The organism is Arthrobacter sp. TJ-236 (genome assembly GCF_058269235.1).
Map to the genome: position 1 here is coordinate 1,353,206 of NZ_JBZCNI010000001.1, position 17,859 is coordinate 1,371,064.

General features: G+C 69.5%; 17 protein-coding genes and 1 pseudogene. 10 read left to right on the forward strand and 8 right to left on the reverse strand.

Annotation, left to right across the window (positions count from 1 at the left end):
* Positions 1–2 precede the first annotated feature (2 nt).
* The gene (locus tag AC4D16_RS06350; protein WP_490948225.1) at positions 3–1,406 is read right to left on the reverse strand and encodes a flavin monoamine oxidase family protein; all 1,404 of its coding nucleotides are present in this window, start codon (positions 1,404–1,406) and stop codon (positions 3–5) included.
* A 129-nt stretch (positions 1,407–1,535) separates the two neighbouring features.
* Here AC4D16_RS06350 and AC4D16_RS06355 point away from each other — a divergent pair, with 129 nt between their 5' ends.
* Positions 1,536–2,216, forward strand: coding sequence for a TetR/AcrR family transcriptional regulator C-terminal domain-containing protein (locus AC4D16_RS06355; protein WP_490954328.1), 681 nt, complete (start codon positions 1,536–1,538; stop codon positions 2,214–2,216).
* On the opposite strand, the gene AC4D16_RS06360 is transcribed toward AC4D16_RS06355, so the two are convergent.
* The gene (locus AC4D16_RS06360; protein ID WP_490948223.1) at positions 2,204–2,782 is read right to left on the reverse strand and encodes a TetR/AcrR family transcriptional regulator; all 579 of its coding nucleotides are present in this window, start codon (positions 2,780–2,782) and stop codon (positions 2,204–2,206) included. The two genes, AC4D16_RS06355 and AC4D16_RS06360, sit on opposite strands and share 13 nt — an antisense overlap.
* Before the next feature lie 274 nt (positions 2,783–3,056).
* Between AC4D16_RS06360 and AC4D16_RS06365 the strand changes: the two genes are divergently transcribed.
* The gene (locus AC4D16_RS06365; RefSeq protein ID WP_490948222.1) at positions 3,057–3,656 is read left to right on the forward strand and encodes a GNAT family N-acetyltransferase; all 600 of its coding nucleotides are present in this window, start codon (positions 3,057–3,059) and stop codon (positions 3,654–3,656) included.
* 94 nt (positions 3,657–3,750) lie between these two features.
* Here the strand turns inward: AC4D16_RS06365 and gabT are convergent, their stop codons facing one another.
* Positions 3,751–5,136: a 4-aminobutyrate--2-oxoglutarate transaminase gene (gene gabT, locus AC4D16_RS06370; RefSeq protein ID WP_490954329.1), complete on the reverse strand. Its 1,386-nt coding sequence runs from the start codon at positions 5,134–5,136 to the stop codon at positions 3,751–3,753.
* 34 nt (positions 5,137–5,170) lie between these two features.
* Positions 5,171–6,601, reverse strand: coding sequence for a gamma-aminobutyraldehyde dehydrogenase (locus AC4D16_RS06375; protein WP_490954330.1), 1,431 nt, complete (start codon positions 6,599–6,601; stop codon positions 5,171–5,173).
* A 154-nt stretch (positions 6,602–6,755) separates the two neighbouring features.
* Between AC4D16_RS06375 and AC4D16_RS06380 the strand changes: the two genes are divergently transcribed.
* Together AC4D16_RS06380 and AC4D16_RS06385 are read left to right on the forward strand one after the other, a co-directional pair.
* On the forward strand, positions 6,756–8,276 hold the full coding sequence (locus tag AC4D16_RS06380) for a PucR family transcriptional regulator (protein WP_490954331.1): 1,521 nt from the start codon (positions 6,756–6,758) through the stop codon (positions 8,274–8,276).
* A 124-nt stretch (positions 8,277–8,400) separates the two neighbouring features.
* The gene (locus AC4D16_RS06385; protein ID WP_490954332.1) at positions 8,401–9,657 is read left to right on the forward strand and encodes a sensor histidine kinase; all 1,257 of its coding nucleotides are present in this window, start codon (positions 8,401–8,403) and stop codon (positions 9,655–9,657) included.
* A gap of 112 nt (positions 9,658–9,769) precedes the next feature.
* Here AC4D16_RS06385 and AC4D16_RS06390 read toward each other — a convergent pair whose 3' ends face one another.
* Positions 9,770–11,449: a sensor histidine kinase gene (locus AC4D16_RS06390; protein ID WP_490954333.1), complete on the reverse strand. Its 1,680-nt coding sequence runs from the start codon at positions 11,447–11,449 to the stop codon at positions 9,770–9,772.
* A 210-nt stretch (positions 11,450–11,659) separates the two neighbouring features.
* On the opposite strand from AC4D16_RS06390, the gene AC4D16_RS06395 reads away from it, so the two are divergent.
* The 3 genes from AC4D16_RS06395 to AC4D16_RS06405 are packed head-to-tail and all read left to right on the forward strand — an operon-like array spanning position 11,660 to position 13,626.
* Positions 11,660–12,763 carry a PP2C family protein-serine/threonine phosphatase gene (locus AC4D16_RS06395; protein WP_490948216.1) on the forward strand — a complete coding sequence of 368 codons (1,104 nt, stop codon included), beginning with the start codon at positions 11,660–11,662 and terminating at the stop codon, positions 12,761–12,763.
* A gap of 52 nt (positions 12,764–12,815) precedes the next feature.
* On the forward strand, positions 12,816–13,148 hold the full coding sequence (locus tag AC4D16_RS06400) for an STAS domain-containing protein (RefSeq protein ID WP_490954334.1): 333 nt from the start codon (positions 12,816–12,818) through the stop codon (positions 13,146–13,148).
* Positions 13,141–13,626 (forward strand): ATP-binding protein, encoded by a 486-nt coding sequence (locus tag AC4D16_RS06405; protein WP_490954335.1) that lies wholly within the window; start codon positions 13,141–13,143, stop codon positions 13,624–13,626. The genes AC4D16_RS06400 and AC4D16_RS06405 overlap by 8 nt, the downstream gene beginning before the upstream one ends.
* Here AC4D16_RS06405 and AC4D16_RS06410 read toward each other — a convergent pair.
* Complete coding sequence (locus AC4D16_RS06410; RefSeq protein WP_490948213.1) at positions 13,623–14,642, reverse strand: alpha/beta hydrolase fold domain-containing protein; 1,020 nt, start codon at positions 14,640–14,642, stop codon at positions 13,623–13,625. The two genes, AC4D16_RS06405 and AC4D16_RS06410, sit on opposite strands and share 4 nt — an antisense overlap.
* Before the next feature lie 148 nt (positions 14,643–14,790).
* Between AC4D16_RS06410 and AC4D16_RS06415 the strand changes: the two genes are divergently transcribed.
* From AC4D16_RS06415 to AC4D16_RS06425, 3 genes are all read left to right on the forward strand, one after another.
* Entirely contained in the window at positions 14,791–15,426 is a 636-nt protein-coding gene (locus AC4D16_RS06415; RefSeq protein ID WP_490948212.1) for a trimeric intracellular cation channel family protein, read from the forward strand.
* Positions 15,427–15,768: 342 nt separating this feature from the next.
* Positions 15,769–16,203 carry a hypothetical protein gene (locus AC4D16_RS06420; protein WP_490948211.1) on the forward strand — a complete coding sequence of 145 codons (435 nt, stop codon included), beginning with the start codon at positions 15,769–15,771 and terminating at the stop codon, positions 16,201–16,203.
* Positions 16,203–16,679: an HIT family protein gene (locus AC4D16_RS06425; protein ID WP_490948210.1), complete on the forward strand. Its 477-nt coding sequence runs from the start codon at positions 16,203–16,205 to the stop codon at positions 16,677–16,679. The genes AC4D16_RS06420 and AC4D16_RS06425 overlap by 1 nt, the downstream gene beginning before the upstream one ends.
* A 143-nt stretch (positions 16,680–16,822) precedes the next feature.
* On the opposite strand, the gene AC4D16_RS06430 is transcribed toward AC4D16_RS06425, so the two are convergent.
* Together AC4D16_RS06430 and AC4D16_RS06435 are read right to left on the reverse strand one after the other, a co-directional pair.
* Positions 16,823–17,317, reverse strand: a complete 495-nt coding sequence (locus AC4D16_RS06430; protein ID WP_490954682.1) for an endonuclease domain-containing protein — start codon at positions 17,315–17,317, stop codon at positions 16,823–16,825.
* A 195-nt stretch (positions 17,318–17,512) separates the two neighbouring features.
* Positions 17,513–17,698 (reverse strand): annotated as a pseudogene (locus tag AC4D16_RS06435) (type IV toxin-antitoxin system AbiEi family antitoxin domain-containing protein); the annotation flags it as partial.
* Positions 17,699–17,859 lie beyond the last annotated feature (161 nt).

Genomic DNA, 17,859 nt, shown 5'->3' on the forward strand with positions numbered 1-17,859 from the left:
GCTCAAGCCTCCTTGGTGGAACCGGTGGACTGCAGGCCCGCCGAGAGGGCGCGGTCCACGGCGACGGCGGTGCGGCGGCCCATCCGGATGGCGCCGTCCACGTGCTGGTAGCCCTCGGCAGCGATGTCCGAGCAGGACCAGTGGATGGGGCCCACCGGGGTCCGCTGGTCGCGCCCGTAGCGGTGCAGGCCGCCGAGGTCGTAGCTCGAGGCGTAGGCGCCGCGTGTCCATTCCTCGGAGGCCCAGTCGGATTCGTAGTACACCTCGGGTTCGAGGGCCTGCGGGCCGAGGAACCCGGCGATCGAGGAGAGGATGCGCTCCCGGCGCTCGTGCGGCGGCAGCTCGAACATGGCGTCCGCCCGCTCGTCGGACACGAAGCCCACCAGGGTGCCGCGGGGATCCTCGAGGTTCGAGTTGTCGTAGACCTCCTGCACGATCGAACCGGCGCTGAAGCCGGTGCCGGAGAGGCCCTCCTCCCGCCAGAACGGCGTGGCGTAGACGGCGTGCACCTTGATGACGAGGCCCAGTGACTGGTGCTGGTGCATCTGGAGCTGTCGGCGCGGCAGCGGAGGCTCGTAGCTGATGCGCGAGTACAGGTTGGGCGGCACGGCCACCACCGCGTAGCGCGCGTGCACGGTCGTGGTGTCCGAGACCACCGTGACGCCGTCCACGCCGTCGATCCCGCTCCAGCGGAGCGTCCGTACCGGGCTGGACAGCACCACGTCCTCGCCGAGGTCCGCCGCCATCCGCTCCGAGACCGACTGCATGCCGCCGATCACGCGCCGGTCGAGGATGAAGTTCTCGTCCACGAGGTTCGAGAAGGAGCCTGCACTCGCCGCCATGAGGACGGCCTGCAGCGCCGAGAAGGAGTGCGCGGGCTTCGTCAGCATGCCGCCTGCGATGAACAGGCCGATGTTGTCACAGGCCTCCTCGTCGTCCGAGTGCTGCCGCAGCCAGTGGTGGAAGGAGATCGTGTCGAGGGCCCGTGCGTCCGGGTGGTTCCAGGGTGCCTCGGGGCCCGCCTCCGCGACGATCTCGTCGAGGACGGCGATGAGCCGCTCCATCTCCTCCCGCGTGTAGTCGCCGACGGGGAACATGTCGCCGGAGTAGCGGATGGGTTCGCCGTCGGGGCCGATGTAGACGGAATCACCCTCCCGGTAGCGGGGGTAGGTGTCGAGGCCCAGCTCGCCGAGGAGTGCGATCAACGCGGTCTGGTCCGGCGACACCCACTGCCCGCCGAGTTCGAGCACCGCGCCGTCGACGACATCGGTGTGCGTGCGCCCGCCCACGCGGTCCCGCGCCTCGAGGACGGCGACGCTCCGCCCCGCCCGCCGGAGCTCCCGCGCAGCGGTCAGGCCCGAGGGCCCCGCTCCGATGATCACGACGTCGCGCTCGATGGTTCTCACGTGTTCCTTCCCGGCTCCATGACGCAGGCCACAAAATGAATGCCATTCATTATTGCGCCTACTATAGCTACGGGCATCCGTTCGGGGAAGGGCCGGCCGGCCCGGGATGCCGCGACAGGAGGACCACCGATGACGCCACCGCCGCCGCCCGCACCGGCGCCTCGACGGGCCGGGCGGCCACCCCGCAGCGTGCTCTCGAAGGAGCGCATCACGGAGGCGGCCCTGGAACTGATCACGCAGTCGGGGCACGAGGGCCTGACGATGTCCGCTCTCGCCCGACGCCTCAGGGTCGCCGCGTCCGCGCTCTACAACCACGCCGCCTCGAAGCAGGAGGTGCTCGGCTGGGTGCAGGACCACGTCATGACCATGGTGGACGTCGGCGCCTTCACCTCGGAGGCCTGGGACGAGGCCGTGCGGCGGTGGGCGTGGTCCTACCGCGAGGTCTTCGCGCGGCACGCCCCGCTCGTCCCGGTCATCGCCGTGATGCCCGTCGCCGACGCTGCCGGGACACTGCGGATGTACGAGGAGGTGGCCCGCGGCTTCCGCGACCGCGGCTGGCCCGAGGAGCGGATCGTCCCCGCGATCGTGGCACTCGAGTCCTTCATCTACGGCTCGGCGCTGGACGTCGTGGCTCCCGTCGACATCTTCGAGGCAGGAGGTGCCGCGGAACAGTTCCCGGTCTTCACGGCGGCGGTGAGGAGCGCCACGGCCTCGGCCGGCGAGGATCCCGCGGCGGATGCCGCCTTCCGGATCGGCCTGGAGAGCATGATCGCGGGCCTGCGGCTGCAGCTGGCCGCCTACTCGTCCTGACGCGCGGGGTGCACGAGCCGCCCCATCCGGTACGCCGTGGAGCGCAGCACGTCCACGAAGGCCGCACCCTCCGTATCCAGCCACTCGGTGAGGGCCAGCTCGAACACCGTGACGCCGTAGCGTGCCACCAGTCGGGCCTCGCGGGTCTCCACCCCGTGCCGTTCGAGCGCCGCACCGATCACGTCACCGAGCACCAGGTTCTTCAGCAGCTCCCGCTCGCGGAGGCCCTGGTCGGATTCGATGATGGCGCGCCGGGCCAGGATGTCCTCGCGCCAGCCCTCGAAGGGGCCCCTCGCCATCGCCTCGAACCCGTGCATCACGAGACCCAGCGGTGAGAGGAAGGCAGGCGCTTCGGCGACCAGCGCCTCGACGACGCCGGGGAGCTCCCGCTCCCGGAGGAACAGGACGTCCCGCTTGTCCGGGAAGTGGCGGAAGAACGTCCGCGTGGTGAGCCCGGCCCGAGCCGCGATCTGCGGGACGGAGGTCCGGCCGTACCCCTGCTCGGTGAAGAGCTCGACGGCGGCCCGCTCCAGCCGGAGGGCGGCGTCCGGAGCCCATCTGCTCATGATCCCACCGTAGCCGATGACACGGTATGTCATAGCGCGGCACCGTGATGGCAGACCAGGACATCGCAACCTCGATCAAGCGGCACCCATGCCGACCGATCGAGCGCCACTCCTCATCCCTGCCGGCACATCCCTCGAGCGAGGCACGGGGGCCTGACGCCTGATGAGCCTACTGATTGCTAGACCATCTAGCTTTACGGATCCTGAGTTAGCTGTTAGCGTTCGAGGACGGTCAAGCAACGGCCTACCGCATGTCGATTTACCGAGGTACACCATGTCTGTTGCACCCATCACTCTCGTAGCGCCCACCCCGTCCGGATCTCGTGACCATGGCGCCGCGGTTGTCCCCGAACGTTCCACCCTCGACTTCGCTGCTCCGGCCGAAGCTCCTGCGGGCCCCACGCTTCCCGATGTCCCGCACGACCTCTCGACCATCACCACTCGCGAGCTGCGCATCATGAGCAACCAGCTGTACCGCGTCCTCGACACCGACTTCCCGCCGTTCGGCGTGCAGGAGGACTACGAGGCCGTCGTCGAGGCGCTCGCCCAGCGCGAGGCCCGGGCGGCGGAGCAGACCGAGGCTGAGGAACTTCGTGAGAAGTTCCGCGACAACGCCGTCAGCTCGCGCTTCGAGCTCTTCCACGACGGCACGATGGTCGGATACGTGAAGTACGACATGCGAGCGGGCCGCGTACGGCTGCTCGAGACCGTGGTGGGTCCGGCCTACCACAGCGCGGGGCTCGAACCCGTCCTCATGCGGAACACACTGCTCAACATCCACCGCCGCCGCCTGGTGCCCCTGCCCTACTGCCCGCACGCGCAGGCCTTCCTGGCCGACAACCCCCAGTTCCGGGCACTGATCCCCACGAAGTAGCCCAACCGGGAGACCACGAGACCCCGCAGCGAGATCCTCGCTGCGGGGTCTTCTGCGTGCGGGCCTTCCTCCTCGTTCCGCTGTGCCCGGTGCGTCAGGCTGCGGCAGCCCGGATGGCGGCCTCGAGGACGTCCAGGCCGTCGGCCAGCAGATCGTCCGTGATCACGAGGGGCGGCAGCAGACGGATCACGTTGCCGTAGGTGCCGCAGGTCAGGATGATCACGCCCTCCCGCAGACAGTGCGCCGCGATCGCCTTCGTCGCGTCCGCATTCGGTGCCTTGCCGCCGCCCGGCATCACGAACTCGAGCGCCAGCATGGCACCCCGCCCGCGGAGCTCGCCCATGATGCTTCCCTCACCGAGCTCCTGCTGCAGGGCCGTGAACCGCTCCGTCACCATCTGCTCGATGTGGCGGGCCCGCCCGGCGAGGTCCTGCTCCTTCATGGTGCGGATGGCCCCGAGGGCTGCCGCGCACGCCACCGGATTCCCGCCGTAGGTACCGCCGAGCCCGCCGGCGTGGACGGCGTCGAGCAGGTCCGCCCGGCCGGTGATGGCCGAGAGCGGCATGCCGCCCGCGATCCCCTTGGCCATGGTGATGATGTCCGGCACCACGCCCTCGTGGTTCACCGCGAACCATTCACCCGTGCGGCAGAAGCCCGACTGCACCTCGTCGGCGATGAAGACCACGCCGTTGGCCGTGGCCCATGCGGCCAGCGCCGGCAGGAAGCCGTCGGCGGGGACGATGAATCCACCCTCACCCTGGACCGGCTCGATGATGATGGCGGCGACCGACTCGGCGCCGATCTGCTTCTCGATCATCGTGATGGCACGCTGCGCCGCCTCGGGACCCGTGATGGCCGGGTTCTCCTCGCGGAAGGGGTAGCTCATCGGTACGCGGTAGATCTCGGGCGCGAACGGCCCGAAGTTGGTCTTGTACGGCATGGACTTGGCCGTCAGCGCCATCGTGAGGTTGGTTCGGCCGTGGTACGCGTGGTCGAACGCGACGACGGCGTCCCGGCCGGTGGCGAGGCGCGCCACCTTGACGGCGTTCTCCACCGCCTCGGCCCCGGAGTTGAACAGGACGGTGCGCTTCTCGAAGTCGCCCGGGGTCAGCTCGGCGAGCTGCTCGGCGACGGCGATGTAGCCCTCGTAGGGGGTCACCATGAAGCACGTGTGCGTGAAGTGCTCCACCTGCTCCTTGACGGCATCGACGACGGCGGGGTCCGAGGCGCCCACGCTCGTCACCGCGATACCGGAGCCGAGGTCGATGAAGGCGTTGCCGTCGACGTCGTGGATGATCCCGCCGTCGGCGTCCGCCACGTACACGGGCACGCCCGAGGCGACGCCCTTGGCGACGACGGCGGCACGGCGCGCGGCCAGTTCGGTGGACCTGGGGCCGGGGAAGTCGCCGGTGATGCGCCGCTTCTGCTCGAGCCTGAAGCGCGGGACGGTGACGCCGGGAGTGGTTGCGAAGGTGGTCATCGTGTTCCTCGTCTTTCCTGGATCCGAGCCGTGCTCAGGCGTCCAGCACGCTCATGACGTGCTTGACGCGGGTGTAGTCCTCCACGCCGTACATGGAGAGGTCCTTGCCGTAGCCGGAGTTCTTGAAGCCGCCGTGCGGCATCTCGGCCGTGAGCATGATGTGCGTGTTGATCCACACGGCCCCGAAGTCGAGGTCGCGGGAGACACGCATCGCGGTGCCGTGGTCAGTGGTCCACACGCTTGATGCCAGGGCGTAGTCCACGCCGTTGGCCAGGCGGACGGCCTCCTCCTCGGTGGCGAACGTCTGGACCGTCAGCACGGGCCCGAACGTCTCCTGCTGCACCACGGCGTCGTCCTGCCGGGCGCCCGTGATGATGGTCGGCTCGAAGAAGTAGCCTTTCTCGCCCGCGCGCTTGCCACCGGTGGCGATGCTGCAGTGCTCGGGCAGCGCGTCGATCACTGCGTTCACGGCGTTGAAGTGGTTGATGTTGTTGAGCGGACCGAAGTAGTTCTCGGAATCGTCGTCGCTGCCGGTCCGCAGGGTGGCCGTGTGCTCGACCATCGCCGCCACGAGCTCGTCGTGCGCCTCCTCCTGGACGAGCACACGGGTGATCGCGGTGCAGTCCTGGCCCGCGTTGAAGAACGCGAACTCGGTGATCGCCTCCGCCGTCCTCCTCAGGTCCGCGTTCGCGAACACGACGGCGGGGGCCTTGCCGCCGAGTTCGAGGTGCGCCCGCTTCAGGCCCTTCGCCGCGCTCGAGGCGACGGCGATGCCCGCGCGCACGGACCCGGTGATGGAGACGAGCCCCGGCACGGGGTGCTCCGTCATGGCGGTGCCGGTCTCCGCGGTGCCGAGCACCACGTTGAGCACGCCGTCCGGCAGGATCCCCTGCGTGAGGCGCGCCAGCACGAGCGTGGACTCGGGCGTGGTGTCACTCGGCTTGAGCACCACCGTGTTACCCGCGGCGAGCGCCGGCCCGATCTTCCAGATGGCCATGAGGAAGGGGTAGTTCCAGGGCGCCACCTGCGCCACGACGCCGATAGGCTCGCGACGCACGTAGGAGGTGTGGCCCTCCAGGTACTCGCCGGCGGACTTGCCCTCGATGATGCGCGCGGCGCCGGCGAAGAAGCGCAGCTGGTCGGCCCCCACGGCGACCTCCTCGGCGGCGATCATCTCGCGCACCTGACCCGTGTTGCGGTGCTGCGCCTCCACGAGTTCGTCACTCGCGGCCTCGATGGCATCGGCGAGTTTCAACAGCATCAACTGTCGCTGGCTCGGCGTGGTCCGCTTCCACGTGGTGAAGGCGCGGGCGGCCGCCTGCATGGCGTCGTCGACGTCCGCGGGCGTGGAAATGGGCGACTGCGCCACGACCTCGCCGTTGGTCGGGTTCACGACGTCGAGGAACTCGACGCCGACGGGCGTCACGAAAACGCCGTCGATGAAGTTCCTGAGGGTCTCGGCCACGTGGCTCTTCCTTTCGGGGGGGGGTGGGGAGGCAACACGCCACCTGCGTTCGCACCGACCGTACCGCCGCCCGGGAGAGTCCCGCCACGTCCTGCTGCACAGAACCTCCGGGTACCCCCGGTGCAGGAGCACAAGGGCGCGCTACGCTGTGCGCATGGCCATCTCCCTCGACGACCTGCTGGCGGACCCCGCGCTGGGCCTCGTGCTCGAGGGCGCCGCACCGCCGCCCGCACAGGCCATCCAGTGGGTCGCCGTCACGGAACTCGAGGATCCGCGGCCTTTCCTCAACGCTGCCGAGGTGGTGCTCACCACGGGCATCCGCCTCACCACCCCAGCCGCGCAACGGGCTTTCGTGCAGCGCGCGCACGAGGCGGGCGTCCTCGCCATAGGGTTCGGCGTGGGGCTGACGTTCCCGGGCATCCCCGCGGACCTCCTCGCTGCGGCCGACGCCGTGGGCCTGCCCACGTTCCGCGTGCCCTACGAGGTTCCCTTCATCGCGATCGGCAAGCGGGTGGCGGACGCCCTGTCCGCCGATCATTATGCGGGGCTCGAGACACTCCTCGAGGGGCACGCGACCCTCGCCTCCACTCTGCTCGGACAGGGCGGGCTGGACGCGCTGCTCGCCGAGCTCGCCCGCATGCTCGGCTCCGACGTCGCCCTCTTCCAGTACGGCGCACGGATCGCAGGTGCCGCCGCCCCCGCCGCCCGCCAGGTCGCGCGTCCGGGGCGCGGAACCGGCGTCGTCGGCCGTGCCACGTCCCCGAGGACGGCGGACGGCGGACGGGAGGCTGGCGGCGCGGACGGGACCATGACGGCTCCCGGCAGATGGCACCGGCTGCCGATCGCGACGGGCCTCAAGGACCGCTGCACCCTCGCCATCGCCGAGCCCTGCGCACCCGCGGCCATCCTGACGTACGCCCAGACCCTCATCTCCGTGGAACTGACCAATCAGGCCCGGAACAGGACAGGGGCGCGCACCGCCGCGGGCCAGGTACTCGAGGACGTGGTGCGGGGCACGCTGGACGGTCCGGAGGCAGCGGTCCGGCTCGCGGGGCTCGGCGTGGACACCGCGGCGCGCCACCGCGTGGTGATGGTCGACGTCGCCTCCGGCCAGCGGCGCGCCCTTCGCACCCTCCCCCTGCCAGACGGGCTGGGCGCCGTCGTCGAGGCGCTCGTCGACGAACGTCTCGTCCTCGTGACCCCGACGTCGGGCACCGCGGAGGCGGAGGCGCTCGGCCGCTACCTGCACGGGGCGGGCCTCACCGCGCGGATCGGCGTGGGCGGTGCCTACGTGCAGCCGCAGGGGCTCCGGTGGAGCTACTTCGAAGCGGCGGACGCCCTGCAGCGGGGCCGGCCCGTCAACATCGCCGAACGTCTCACTCTCGCGTCACTGCTCATGGCGAGCGCCGACGTGCCACTCGCGGACTTCGCCGCCGGCACGCTCGCACCCCTGGAAGCGTTCGACGAAGCGCACCGCGCAGGCCTCGTCCTGACCCTGCGCCGCTACCTCGACCTCGACGGCTCGGTGGCCGCCGTCGCGGCGGACCTCGACCTGCACCGCAACACCATCCGCTACCGCCTGCAGCAGGTCAGAGCGCTCACCGGGTACGACGCCGCCGTCACGGCCGACCGCGTGCATCTCTACCTGGCGTTGCGCATCCGCTCGCTCAGCTGACAGCACGAACGGCGTGCGTACCCATCCGGACGGACGTCACGCACGAATAGCCGCCACCATCAATGCCGAGGACGCGTGCAATCATGAGTTCCAGATGTGCCGGTCTCAAGGTCCAGGGGTAACCATGTCACTGCTTCATGCCGACGAAACGGAACTGCAGGAATTCGCCCGTCAGGCGGTGCTCCAGGACTACGGCCTGCCGTCGGGCAGCACCGGCGAGGCGCGGCCGGGCGGCGCTGGCGCGGAGCTCGGTTACGACACTCCGCCGGAGCTCCTCGACCTCGTGAAACTCGCGGTGCGCATCAGCGGCATGGATGCGGGCGTCATCAACATCATCACGGCGGATGAGCAGCACCAGCTGGCCGCCGTGGGCGTGGACGCCGCCGTGTGCTCGCGGGACGACTCGATGTGCTCGAAGGTGTTCACCACGGGCGCCATCACCGCCCTGGCCGATGCCTCCGCCGACCCCCGCTTCGTCGACAATCCCTTCGTCAACGGGCGCATCGCGCAGGTCCGCTCCTACGCGTCGGTGCCCCTCGTGACCGAGACCGGCTACGCGCTCGGATCCCTGTGCGTCTTCTCCCCCGCCACGCGTTCCTTCGACGCCGAGCAGCGTGAGGGCCTCGAGATCCTCGCGCGCCAGGTGGTCGAGATCCTCGAGCTGCAGTTCAAGACACGCCAATTGGTGGCCGCCCTCGAGGTGGTGCGCCGCAGCAACGAGGATCTCGCGGGGTTCGCGGCGCGTGTGAGCCACGACCTCAAGAATCCCCTCACCGCGATCCTCGGCTACACCGAGCTCAGCGAACAGGACACGGACGTGCAGGCGAGCGGCCCTGCTGCCCGCTACTTCAGCATCATCCGCGGCAGTGCGAGCCGCATGCTCTCCACGGTGGAGGAGGTGCTCGAGTTCTCCCGTATCGGTGGCACCATCACGCGGCAGGCCGTGCGTCTGAGCACCATGATGAGCGCCGTACTCCAGGACGTGCTGCCGCTGACCAGCTCCTACGATGCGGTGGTCCTCGTTGAGGACACCGAACTGTTCGTGGACCGGGCCCAGGTCACGGCGCTCCTCCAGAACCTCGTCTCGAATGCCATCACGTACTCGGAGCCGGGAGTTCCCCCGCGCATCGAGGTGGTGGCCACGAGCGGTGAGTCCCAGGTGCTCCGCGTCATCGACCATGGCAAGGGAATCGACCCCGCGGACCGCACGCGCGTGCTGGAGCCGCTCGTCCGGTTGCACCGCGACGGCGATCCGGCGGGCAGCGGTATCGGCCTCGCCACGTGCGCGCGCATCGCGGCAGCCCACGGAGGCTCCATCACCATCGGCGGTACTCCTGGCGGTGGTACCACGGTCACGGTCGACCTCGGACCGGAAGCCTGACCCCTGGCCGTGAATGGCTGCCGGGGGTCCATGCGCCGCGGTGCTGGGCGCTGCGGCCGGAAGGACCGGCTCCGGCCTACTCCCGGGACCGGACCGGCATACCGAGACCGGCCTACCGGGACTGCAACTGCTGCGCAGGACGCGCGTGGGCCATCGGCACCCGAAAGGTGAAGGTGGAGCCCTCGCCCTCCACGCTGGTGCACGAGATGGTGCCGCCGTGGCGTTCGACGATGGCCTTCGACAGCGCGAGTCCGAGCCCGACGCCCGGGATGGCAGCGTTCCGGGCTGCCGACGTACGGAAGAACTTGGAGAAGACGCCGGACAGCTCGTCCGCGGACATCCCGCTCCCCTCGTCCGTCACGCTGCATTCGACCTGATCGTCCACCGCCGTCGCGCGGACGGTCACCCTGCCGCCGGCGGGAGAGTACTTGACCGCGTTGGAGAGCAGATTGTCGAGGACCTGCGCGATGCGCGGACCGTCACACACGGCCATGAGGCCGGGGTCGCTGAGGTCCTCGAAACGCACCAGTGGATTGGCGTTGCGCTCCGACGCCGTCCTGACGCGCTCGCGCACCAGCTCGGACACGTCGGTCGTGGTCGGGGAGATTTCGGGCGAGGCCTCGGCCGATGACAGGAGGTCGATCACGAGCTTGTGCAGACGCTCGGAGTTCCGTGACACCACGTCGAGGCCACTGGCCACCTCGGGATCCAGGTCCGGCATCCCGGTGAGCAGTTCGAGGTACCCACGAATGGCGGTCAGGGGGGTCCGTAACTCGTGGGACACCGTCGAGACGAACTCGTCCTTGGCGTTCAGCGCGGCCACCAGCTCCGTGACGTCGTTGAACGTGACCACGGACCCTTCGCGCGTACCGGTCTGCGTGGTCATGAGGCGCGACGACGTGGAGAGAACCCGCTGGTTCGGCTGCTGCCCCCACCACACCAGGTAGTCGGAGAAGATCTGGCCCTCGGCAGCCCGCTGGGTGGGTCGACGCGAGGCGGGCATGACCGTGCGCCCGTCCTGCAGGTACAGGTCGAGCTCGGCCTCGGCGGTCCCGGCGGCGCCTCCCGCGAGCTCGTGGAAGCGTTCGATCTTCCGGTTGGCCAGCACGGGCGTGCCTGCCTCGTCCACTGCGATCAGCCCGATGTCCACGCTGTTCATCACGGTGTCGAGGAGCCGCTCGCGCCGGGCGCTCTCCTGGAGCAGGCGATGCAACTCCGCGTCCTTCTCCTCCACCACGCGCTGCTGGGCCATCATGCTGGCGGTCATCACGCGCATGGTCATCCCGATGGCGAGCATGATGAAGGGGAGGAGGAAGGACTGCGTGAGGGACTGCGACGTGACGGGGATGTCGGTCACGAAGATGGGTACCCACACGATGGCGAGCGAGGCCAGGAAGCTGAGGGCGATCAGGGCGCGGGGAAACAGCCCGGAGGCCGCGAGCCAGATGACCGGGAACACCGTCAGCAGACCCACACCGGTGATGATGGTCCCCGAGCCGTGACGCATCAATCCGATCGGGATGAAGTCGAGCAGGGGGATGACGATGAAGGCCCCGTACGGCAGCCGATCCCAGGGGGTGACGATGCAGAGGATCAGGAGGACGGCCTGCAGGGCGACGCCGATCAGGAAGGGCGTGCTGGCGAAGAGATCGCGGTGGAAGAACGCTCCGCCGACGAGGACCAGGAGCACGGTGAGGCTGAGCGGAAGCTGGCTGAGAATCACGCGGGAGCGCATGGTCAGCTCGTGGAATTGTCGCGTGTTCAACGTGAGGTAGGAGAGTACCCTGTCCATACCGCCGCCCCCTCTCCATCCGCAGGTTCCACGCGCGCGCCGTGGCCCGGGCGCGCTGGCCCCGGTGCCAATCTAACGCGGCACTCCCGCGATTCGTCTCGCGGCAGCGGCGGGACTTCCTCAAGTTCTGTTCAGCTTCCGCGCAACAAACCGTCGACCATGGCGAGGGTCCCGCACCCGCCGGTCCGCCCGTAGCGTTTAATGAGCATCATGACTGACCCCCCGGAGATTCGTCGCGCACTGGTGATCGAGGACGACGCCGACATCAGGAGCTTGCTGGTGCAGATCCTTCTCCGTGAGGGCTTCGAGGTCAGCGAAGCGGGCACCGCCCGTGAAGGGCTCGAGAAGGCACGGGCCGGTGCCGATCTCATCACGCTGGACCTCAACCTGCCGGACGGCGACGGCGTGGAGATCTGCCGCGAGGTGCGAGGCTTCTCGGACGCCTACATCCTGATGATCACGGCGCGAACGGACGAGATCGAGCGGCTCACGGGCCTCGAGACCGGCGCTGACGACTACATCAGCAAACCCTTCAGCCCCCGCGAGCTGGTGGCGCGGATCAACTCGCTCTTCCGTCGCCGCAGCCGGCAGGCGGAGGCCGACGTCGCCAATGCCACCGAACGCACCCGGGCCGCCGAGGTGCAGCAGAACCTCCTGCCCCGTGACGACCTCCGGTTGCAGGACTACGAACTCGCCGGTAAGTTCCGCCCGTCGCGCAGCGTGGGCGGTGACTTCTACGACTGGTACGGGACCGACGGCGGGTTGCACCTCACGGTCGCCGACGCCATGGGCAAGGGGATGGGTGCCGCCCTGATCGCCGCGACCGTCCGGGCGATCATGCGCTCGGTCGCCGCGCAATCGGACATCGAGGGCGCCTTCGCGACGGCAGCCCGCGCCGTCGAGACGGACCTCGAGCAGACGAACTCGTTCGTGACGCTCTTCCATGGTCGCCTCAGAGCTGCCTCAGGTGTGGTGCAGTACGTCGACGCCGGGCACGGGCTGGCCCTGCACGTCGCCGCGGACGGGAGCGCCACCCGCCTCGCCTCCGCCGGACCGCCCGTCGGAGCATGGCCCGACCAGGTGTGGGCCGGCGCCAGCATGCAGCTCGAACCCGGGGACTCCCTGGCCATCGTCAGCGACGGCCTCCTCGACATCTACGAGACGGTGGACGAGTTCACCACGGCCGTTGCCGACGTCGTCTCCGGTGCAGACACCGCCGAGGCGGCCTGCGCGGTCCTGCTCCATATGGCCGACGTACCCGAGGTCGCGGACGACGTCACCGTCGTCGTCCTGCGGCGAGGACACACTGCCTGACGGGACGTCCTCGTGACATCCCACTGAACCATCGACGGAAGAGGAAGCACACATGGAGTTCACCACCGAGGACAAGGGTCGCTACACGGAGGTGGCGGCGACCGGTCGCCTGAACATGGTGGCCGCCCCGAAGCTGCGCGAGGTGGTGAACCGCGTGGTCGATGCCGGCGGGAAGCGCATCGTCGTGAATCTGGCCGGCACCAGCTTCATGGACTCCTCGGGGCTGGGAGCGCTGATCGGCTGCCTCAAGCTCGCCCGTCAGCACGGTGGTGACCTCCGGATCGCCGCCGCCCAGCCCCAGGTGACCATGGTGCTCGAGCTGACGAGCATGCACCGTGTCCTGACGCCGCACGCCACACCCGAGGAAGCCTTTCCGCATGACTGACGAGGTCCTGGCCCGACGGAGCCTCACGGAGCCGGCCGGCGACCAGGCCATCGAGAACCTCCATGCACTCCTCGACCAGCTCTGGCTGGACGCCGCTTTCGTGCCCGCGACGGACCAGATGGCGTTCACGACGGCGGTGATCGAGGCGGCGAGCAACGTGGTGCAGCACGGTGTCCCCGCCGAGGGGGCCACCCTCGCCCTCGGCGTCGACCTGACGGTGGAGACCACGCGACTGCGCGCCGTCATCAGCGAGATCGGCGCGGAGGCGCTCGACCCGGTTCCCGATCTCGAGGGCCCTCCACCCCCGATCCAGACGCCGACGGACGACGGCGCCCTCCTCGAGGACTTCGACGAGTCGGGACGGGGCCTGTCCATGATCCGGGCGCTCGTCACCACGGTCACGGTGGAGCGGCAGGGCGACACGAACGTGTGGGTACTCTCGCGCGACTCCGACGGGTCGCCGGACGCCACCACCTAGGGCAGCGCCGGCCGTCCCAGGAACTCCGCGACGTCCGCGTACACCGCGCGTGACTCTGGGAGACGCGGGAAGGCGGGGAACACGTGGAAGCCACCCGGATAGACCCTGAGCGTGACATCGGCCCCCGCGGCCACCGCCCTGTCGCGGAACATCACGGCGTCCGCCATGCAGACATCGCGCGTCCCCTGGTAGATCCGCGTGACGGGTACCTGCGCCAGCAGCTCCTCGGGGGCGCAGGCCGGGCTGACCAGCGGTGTGCGGGGATCGTCGCCTCCGGCCCACCACGAACCGGCGCGGACACCGCCGGCCACCGACAGCATGGGATCGACGGCGTCGTACTTCGGGATGTCCGGATTGGTGCCGGTGACGTCGAGCCACGGCGAGAAGACCGCGATCCGCCCCGGCGCGGGCAGCCCCGCGTCACGGAACGCCCACGGCTGGGCGACGGCCAGACCGCCACCGGCGGAGTCGCCCATGAGCGTGACGTCCTCCGGCTGCGCGGTCTCCAGCACCTGCCGGTACACCGACACCAGGTAGGGGAACGCGTCCTTGTAGGTGCTCTCCGGCGCCAGACGGTACAGCGGGATCGTGACCGCTGCGCCCGTCCGCTTGGTGAGCTCGGCGACGATCCACCAGTGCGGCCGGCCGAGCTCGTTGATGTAGATGCCGCCGTGCGTGTAAATGATGTGCGAGCGCGTGGCACCGAGCAGCGGCCGCACGGTGATGGTGCGGACCCCGTCCACCTTCCGCTCCTGGATGGTGTGGGTCTGCTTGAACGTCCACGGGATCGCGGCCATCGAGGGGTAGGTGCGGCTCGGGTACTTCGCGTCCACCCACTCGGTGCCCGCGAGATTGCGCTTGGTGGGGAGGAGACCGATCAGCCGGGAGGCAAGCCGCATGGCTCGCGACCCGTCGGCTGCACTCGGTTCGGGAAGTGCGGCGGACGTCGTCCGTCCGTCCGTGGTGCGTCCCGCCGTGGGCTGGGCGGCGCCCTCGGCCGCCTCGTCGCTCGTCATGGAGCCAGCCTAAGCCCGGCTCCGGCGTCGTCGCCTGCTCTGTCATGCTGGTCGGGGCCGCATGACGCGATGTACTCCCCCGCCCCCGGGCGGTCGTGGACTGGCCTTACCCCGCACCGACACCAGCAGTGAAAGGACGGACCGAGCCGTGCAGCTCGCCCTCGGCGCAGACCTCCTCGGCGTCTTCTTCTTCGCCGTCTCGGGGTCGCTGCTGGCCGCTCGCAAGGGGTTCGACCTCGTCGGCTCGCTGCTCCTGGCCTCTCTGGCATCACTGGGCGGCGGCGTGGTGCGCGACCTCATCATCGACATCCCGCCTGCCGCCTTCACGAATCCCGCCTACCTGCTGCCACCGCTGCTCGCGACGGTGGTGGTCTATTTCGTGTTCTCGGGCGTGGAGCGCGTCAAGAGGGTCCTGGTCCTGTTCGACGCCGCGGGCCTGGCCCTGTTCTGCATCACCGGGACCATCACCGCGCTCGAGGCGGGCCTGCACCCGGTGTCCGCCGTGTTGCTCGGCGTCACGACGGCGGTGGGCGGCGGCCTCCTGAGGGACGTCGTGGCGAACGAGATCCCCCAGCTCTTCGACCCACGCGACATCTACGCGCTGCCGGCGATGCTCGGCGCCACGGTCGTCGCGGTGCTGTATCTGACGGACACCTTCACGCTCGTGACCGGGATGCTGGCGGCGTCGCTCGTGTTCTCGCTGCGCGTGCTGGCGTGGCGCTACGGCTGGCACGCCCCGCTCGCCGCCCGGACATGGACCGCACGACGCCGGACCACCCGCTGACGCTGCTGCGCTCGGCCGGACGAAACTGGCGGCGGTCTCGCCGTCGCGCGCGCAGGGCAGCAGCCGGGCGGCGGTCTCGCCGTCGTGCCCGGCGGGGCAGCCGGGTAGCAGCCGGGCGGCGGTCTCGCCGTCGTGCCCCGTGTGCGAGACGTGGCCCAAGCGACGCCATGTGTCGGTGATGGGCGCCGTCGCCCAGCGACCGGCACCGCCCGGCGAGCGACAGCACCGACCGGTCCACGCGGATGCCGTCCGTGCAATGCCGGGGCGATCGTCCGCGGTGGACCCGCCCACGAGGTCGGCGGCTAGGATGGTCGAATTCCCACCCCCTCTCCTGGAGTACTTGTGACTGAGCTGTTCGCCGACAAATTCCGCGCCCTGGTGCCTCAGTATTTCGAGGACGAGTGGGTCGAGGAGGACGGCCTCTCCGAGGAGGAGCTGGCCGAACTCCTCCAGGGCAAGGACTTCGAGCTGCCGCTCGCCCTGCGTGAGTTCTACCGGGCCGTCGGCGCCACCGAGGACATCATGGAGGCGTTCCACTTCTTCTGGGACCCCGATGAGCTGGAGATCGAGGACGGCTTCCTCCTGTTCCTCGAGGACGAGGAGGAGCAGTACGCGTGGGGCATGCGCGTCGGCCAGCTGAACGTCCCGGACCCGATCGTGTGGCGGCGGAACAATGCCCGCGGTGAGTGGCAGAGCGAAGAGGGCACCTTCAGCGAGTACGTCCTCGACCTCTTCGAGTGGGTCTTCGAGGAGAACGACGAGGACGAGGAGAACTGATGGAGTTCGCCCACCACGCACCCGAGGGGTACCGCTGCCCGTTCTGCGACCTCGCGCGCGGTGACTTCAGCAATCCGCGGAACCTGTGCCGACCGGGCGACGTCATCTACTCCGACGACCTCGTGCTCGCGTTCATTGCGTCCCACGGCTTCGAGCCGAATCCCGGTCACGTGCTCATCACGCCACGGGAGCACATCGAGCTGCTGTACGAACTGCCCGACGACGTCGCCGGCCGCCTGATGACCGTGACGCGGGACATCGCGGTGGCGATCAAGCTGGCATGGGAGCCCGACGGCGTCTCCACCCGGCAGCACAACGAGCCGGCGGGCAGCCAGCACGTGTGGCACTACCACCAGCACGTCTTGCCGCGGTGGCACGACGACGGCTTCTACTTCACGCCGAAGCGCCCCATCGTGGACCCTGCCATCAGGGCGCGCAAGGCGGACGAGCTGAGGGCCCACCTCCCGGCGTCCTAGCGTCAACGGGGCGTCCTTTCAGGTGCTGCTGCGGGTTGGTGCTCGCGCTTCCGACCTCGAACCGCGTGTCGCGGAATGACATGCCGGTTGTTCGGGTCCTTCGGCACGGAAGAGCGTGCACGAAACAGCCGCCGCACCATCCGTCAATGTATGGGACGGCGCCCGAGCGCCGCGAGGACCATCGCCAGGAGGTTCTCCGGCGCGAACATTACGTCCTCGTAGCAAAAACGCAGTACCAGGTACCCGTTGATCATCGTCATATTGTTTCTCCTGCGGTCACGCCGTAGGGCCTGCCGGTCCGAATGGAATGCCGCTCCGTCGATCTCGACTATCAGGAAGCCCTCCACCAGGAAGTCGACCCGCCCCACTCCCGCTAGAGGGACCTGCGAACGGACGTCGAGGCCGGCACCGCGCAGGAGCAGCCGCACCACCACCTCGATCGCGGACTCTCCGGTGAGATCCACTGATGCGAGCGCAGCGCGGGCCCGGCCGTTGAACGGGCCCGTGAGCCTCGACTCGATGAAGGCGGCCGTCGTGGCACCGCGCCGCAAGGCGCACTCCACCATCGGCACCGACTCCCCGGCCGGCCTGCACTGCAGGACGTGCACGAGGACATCGGCGAGGCCGACCAGTGGCATGCGGGGGTGCGGAGGAACGGATTGTCCACGATGGTTGACGCACCCCTCGGCTGATCGCCCCGGCCGACTGACGTGCAGGTTCGACGACGGCCGGACGCACCATAGCCCGTAGTGTGCAGCAGCGGACAGGCAGGTCAGGCGTGCGCCGGCCGCCAGCGCACGAACGAGATCGGGCGGCGCCTCGGGAAGTGCAAGAATTCCCCGGCGTATGCGGAGAATCAGGCCGGCGTCGATCGCTCGCTTGATGGTTCGCTCCCCCACCCCGCGTTGGAGGAGCGCGGAGGTGCGGGCCACACCACCGGAGGATCGGAGAATCTGCTCAGGCGTCATGCACCCAGCCAAGGTGCTGACGCCCGGCGTCGCCAGTGGACCGGCGGCCATGTGGACCAGCGGATATGCAGACCGGCGGCAATGTGGACCGGGCGTGCCCGTGCACACGACGCATAGGCATGCGGCGTCGTGCACGCGCTTCAGCACGCGAAGCGCGTGTCGTGGGGCGCCACGCCGGACCTCGACGGCGACCGGCCGGGAAGCGCGCGCGC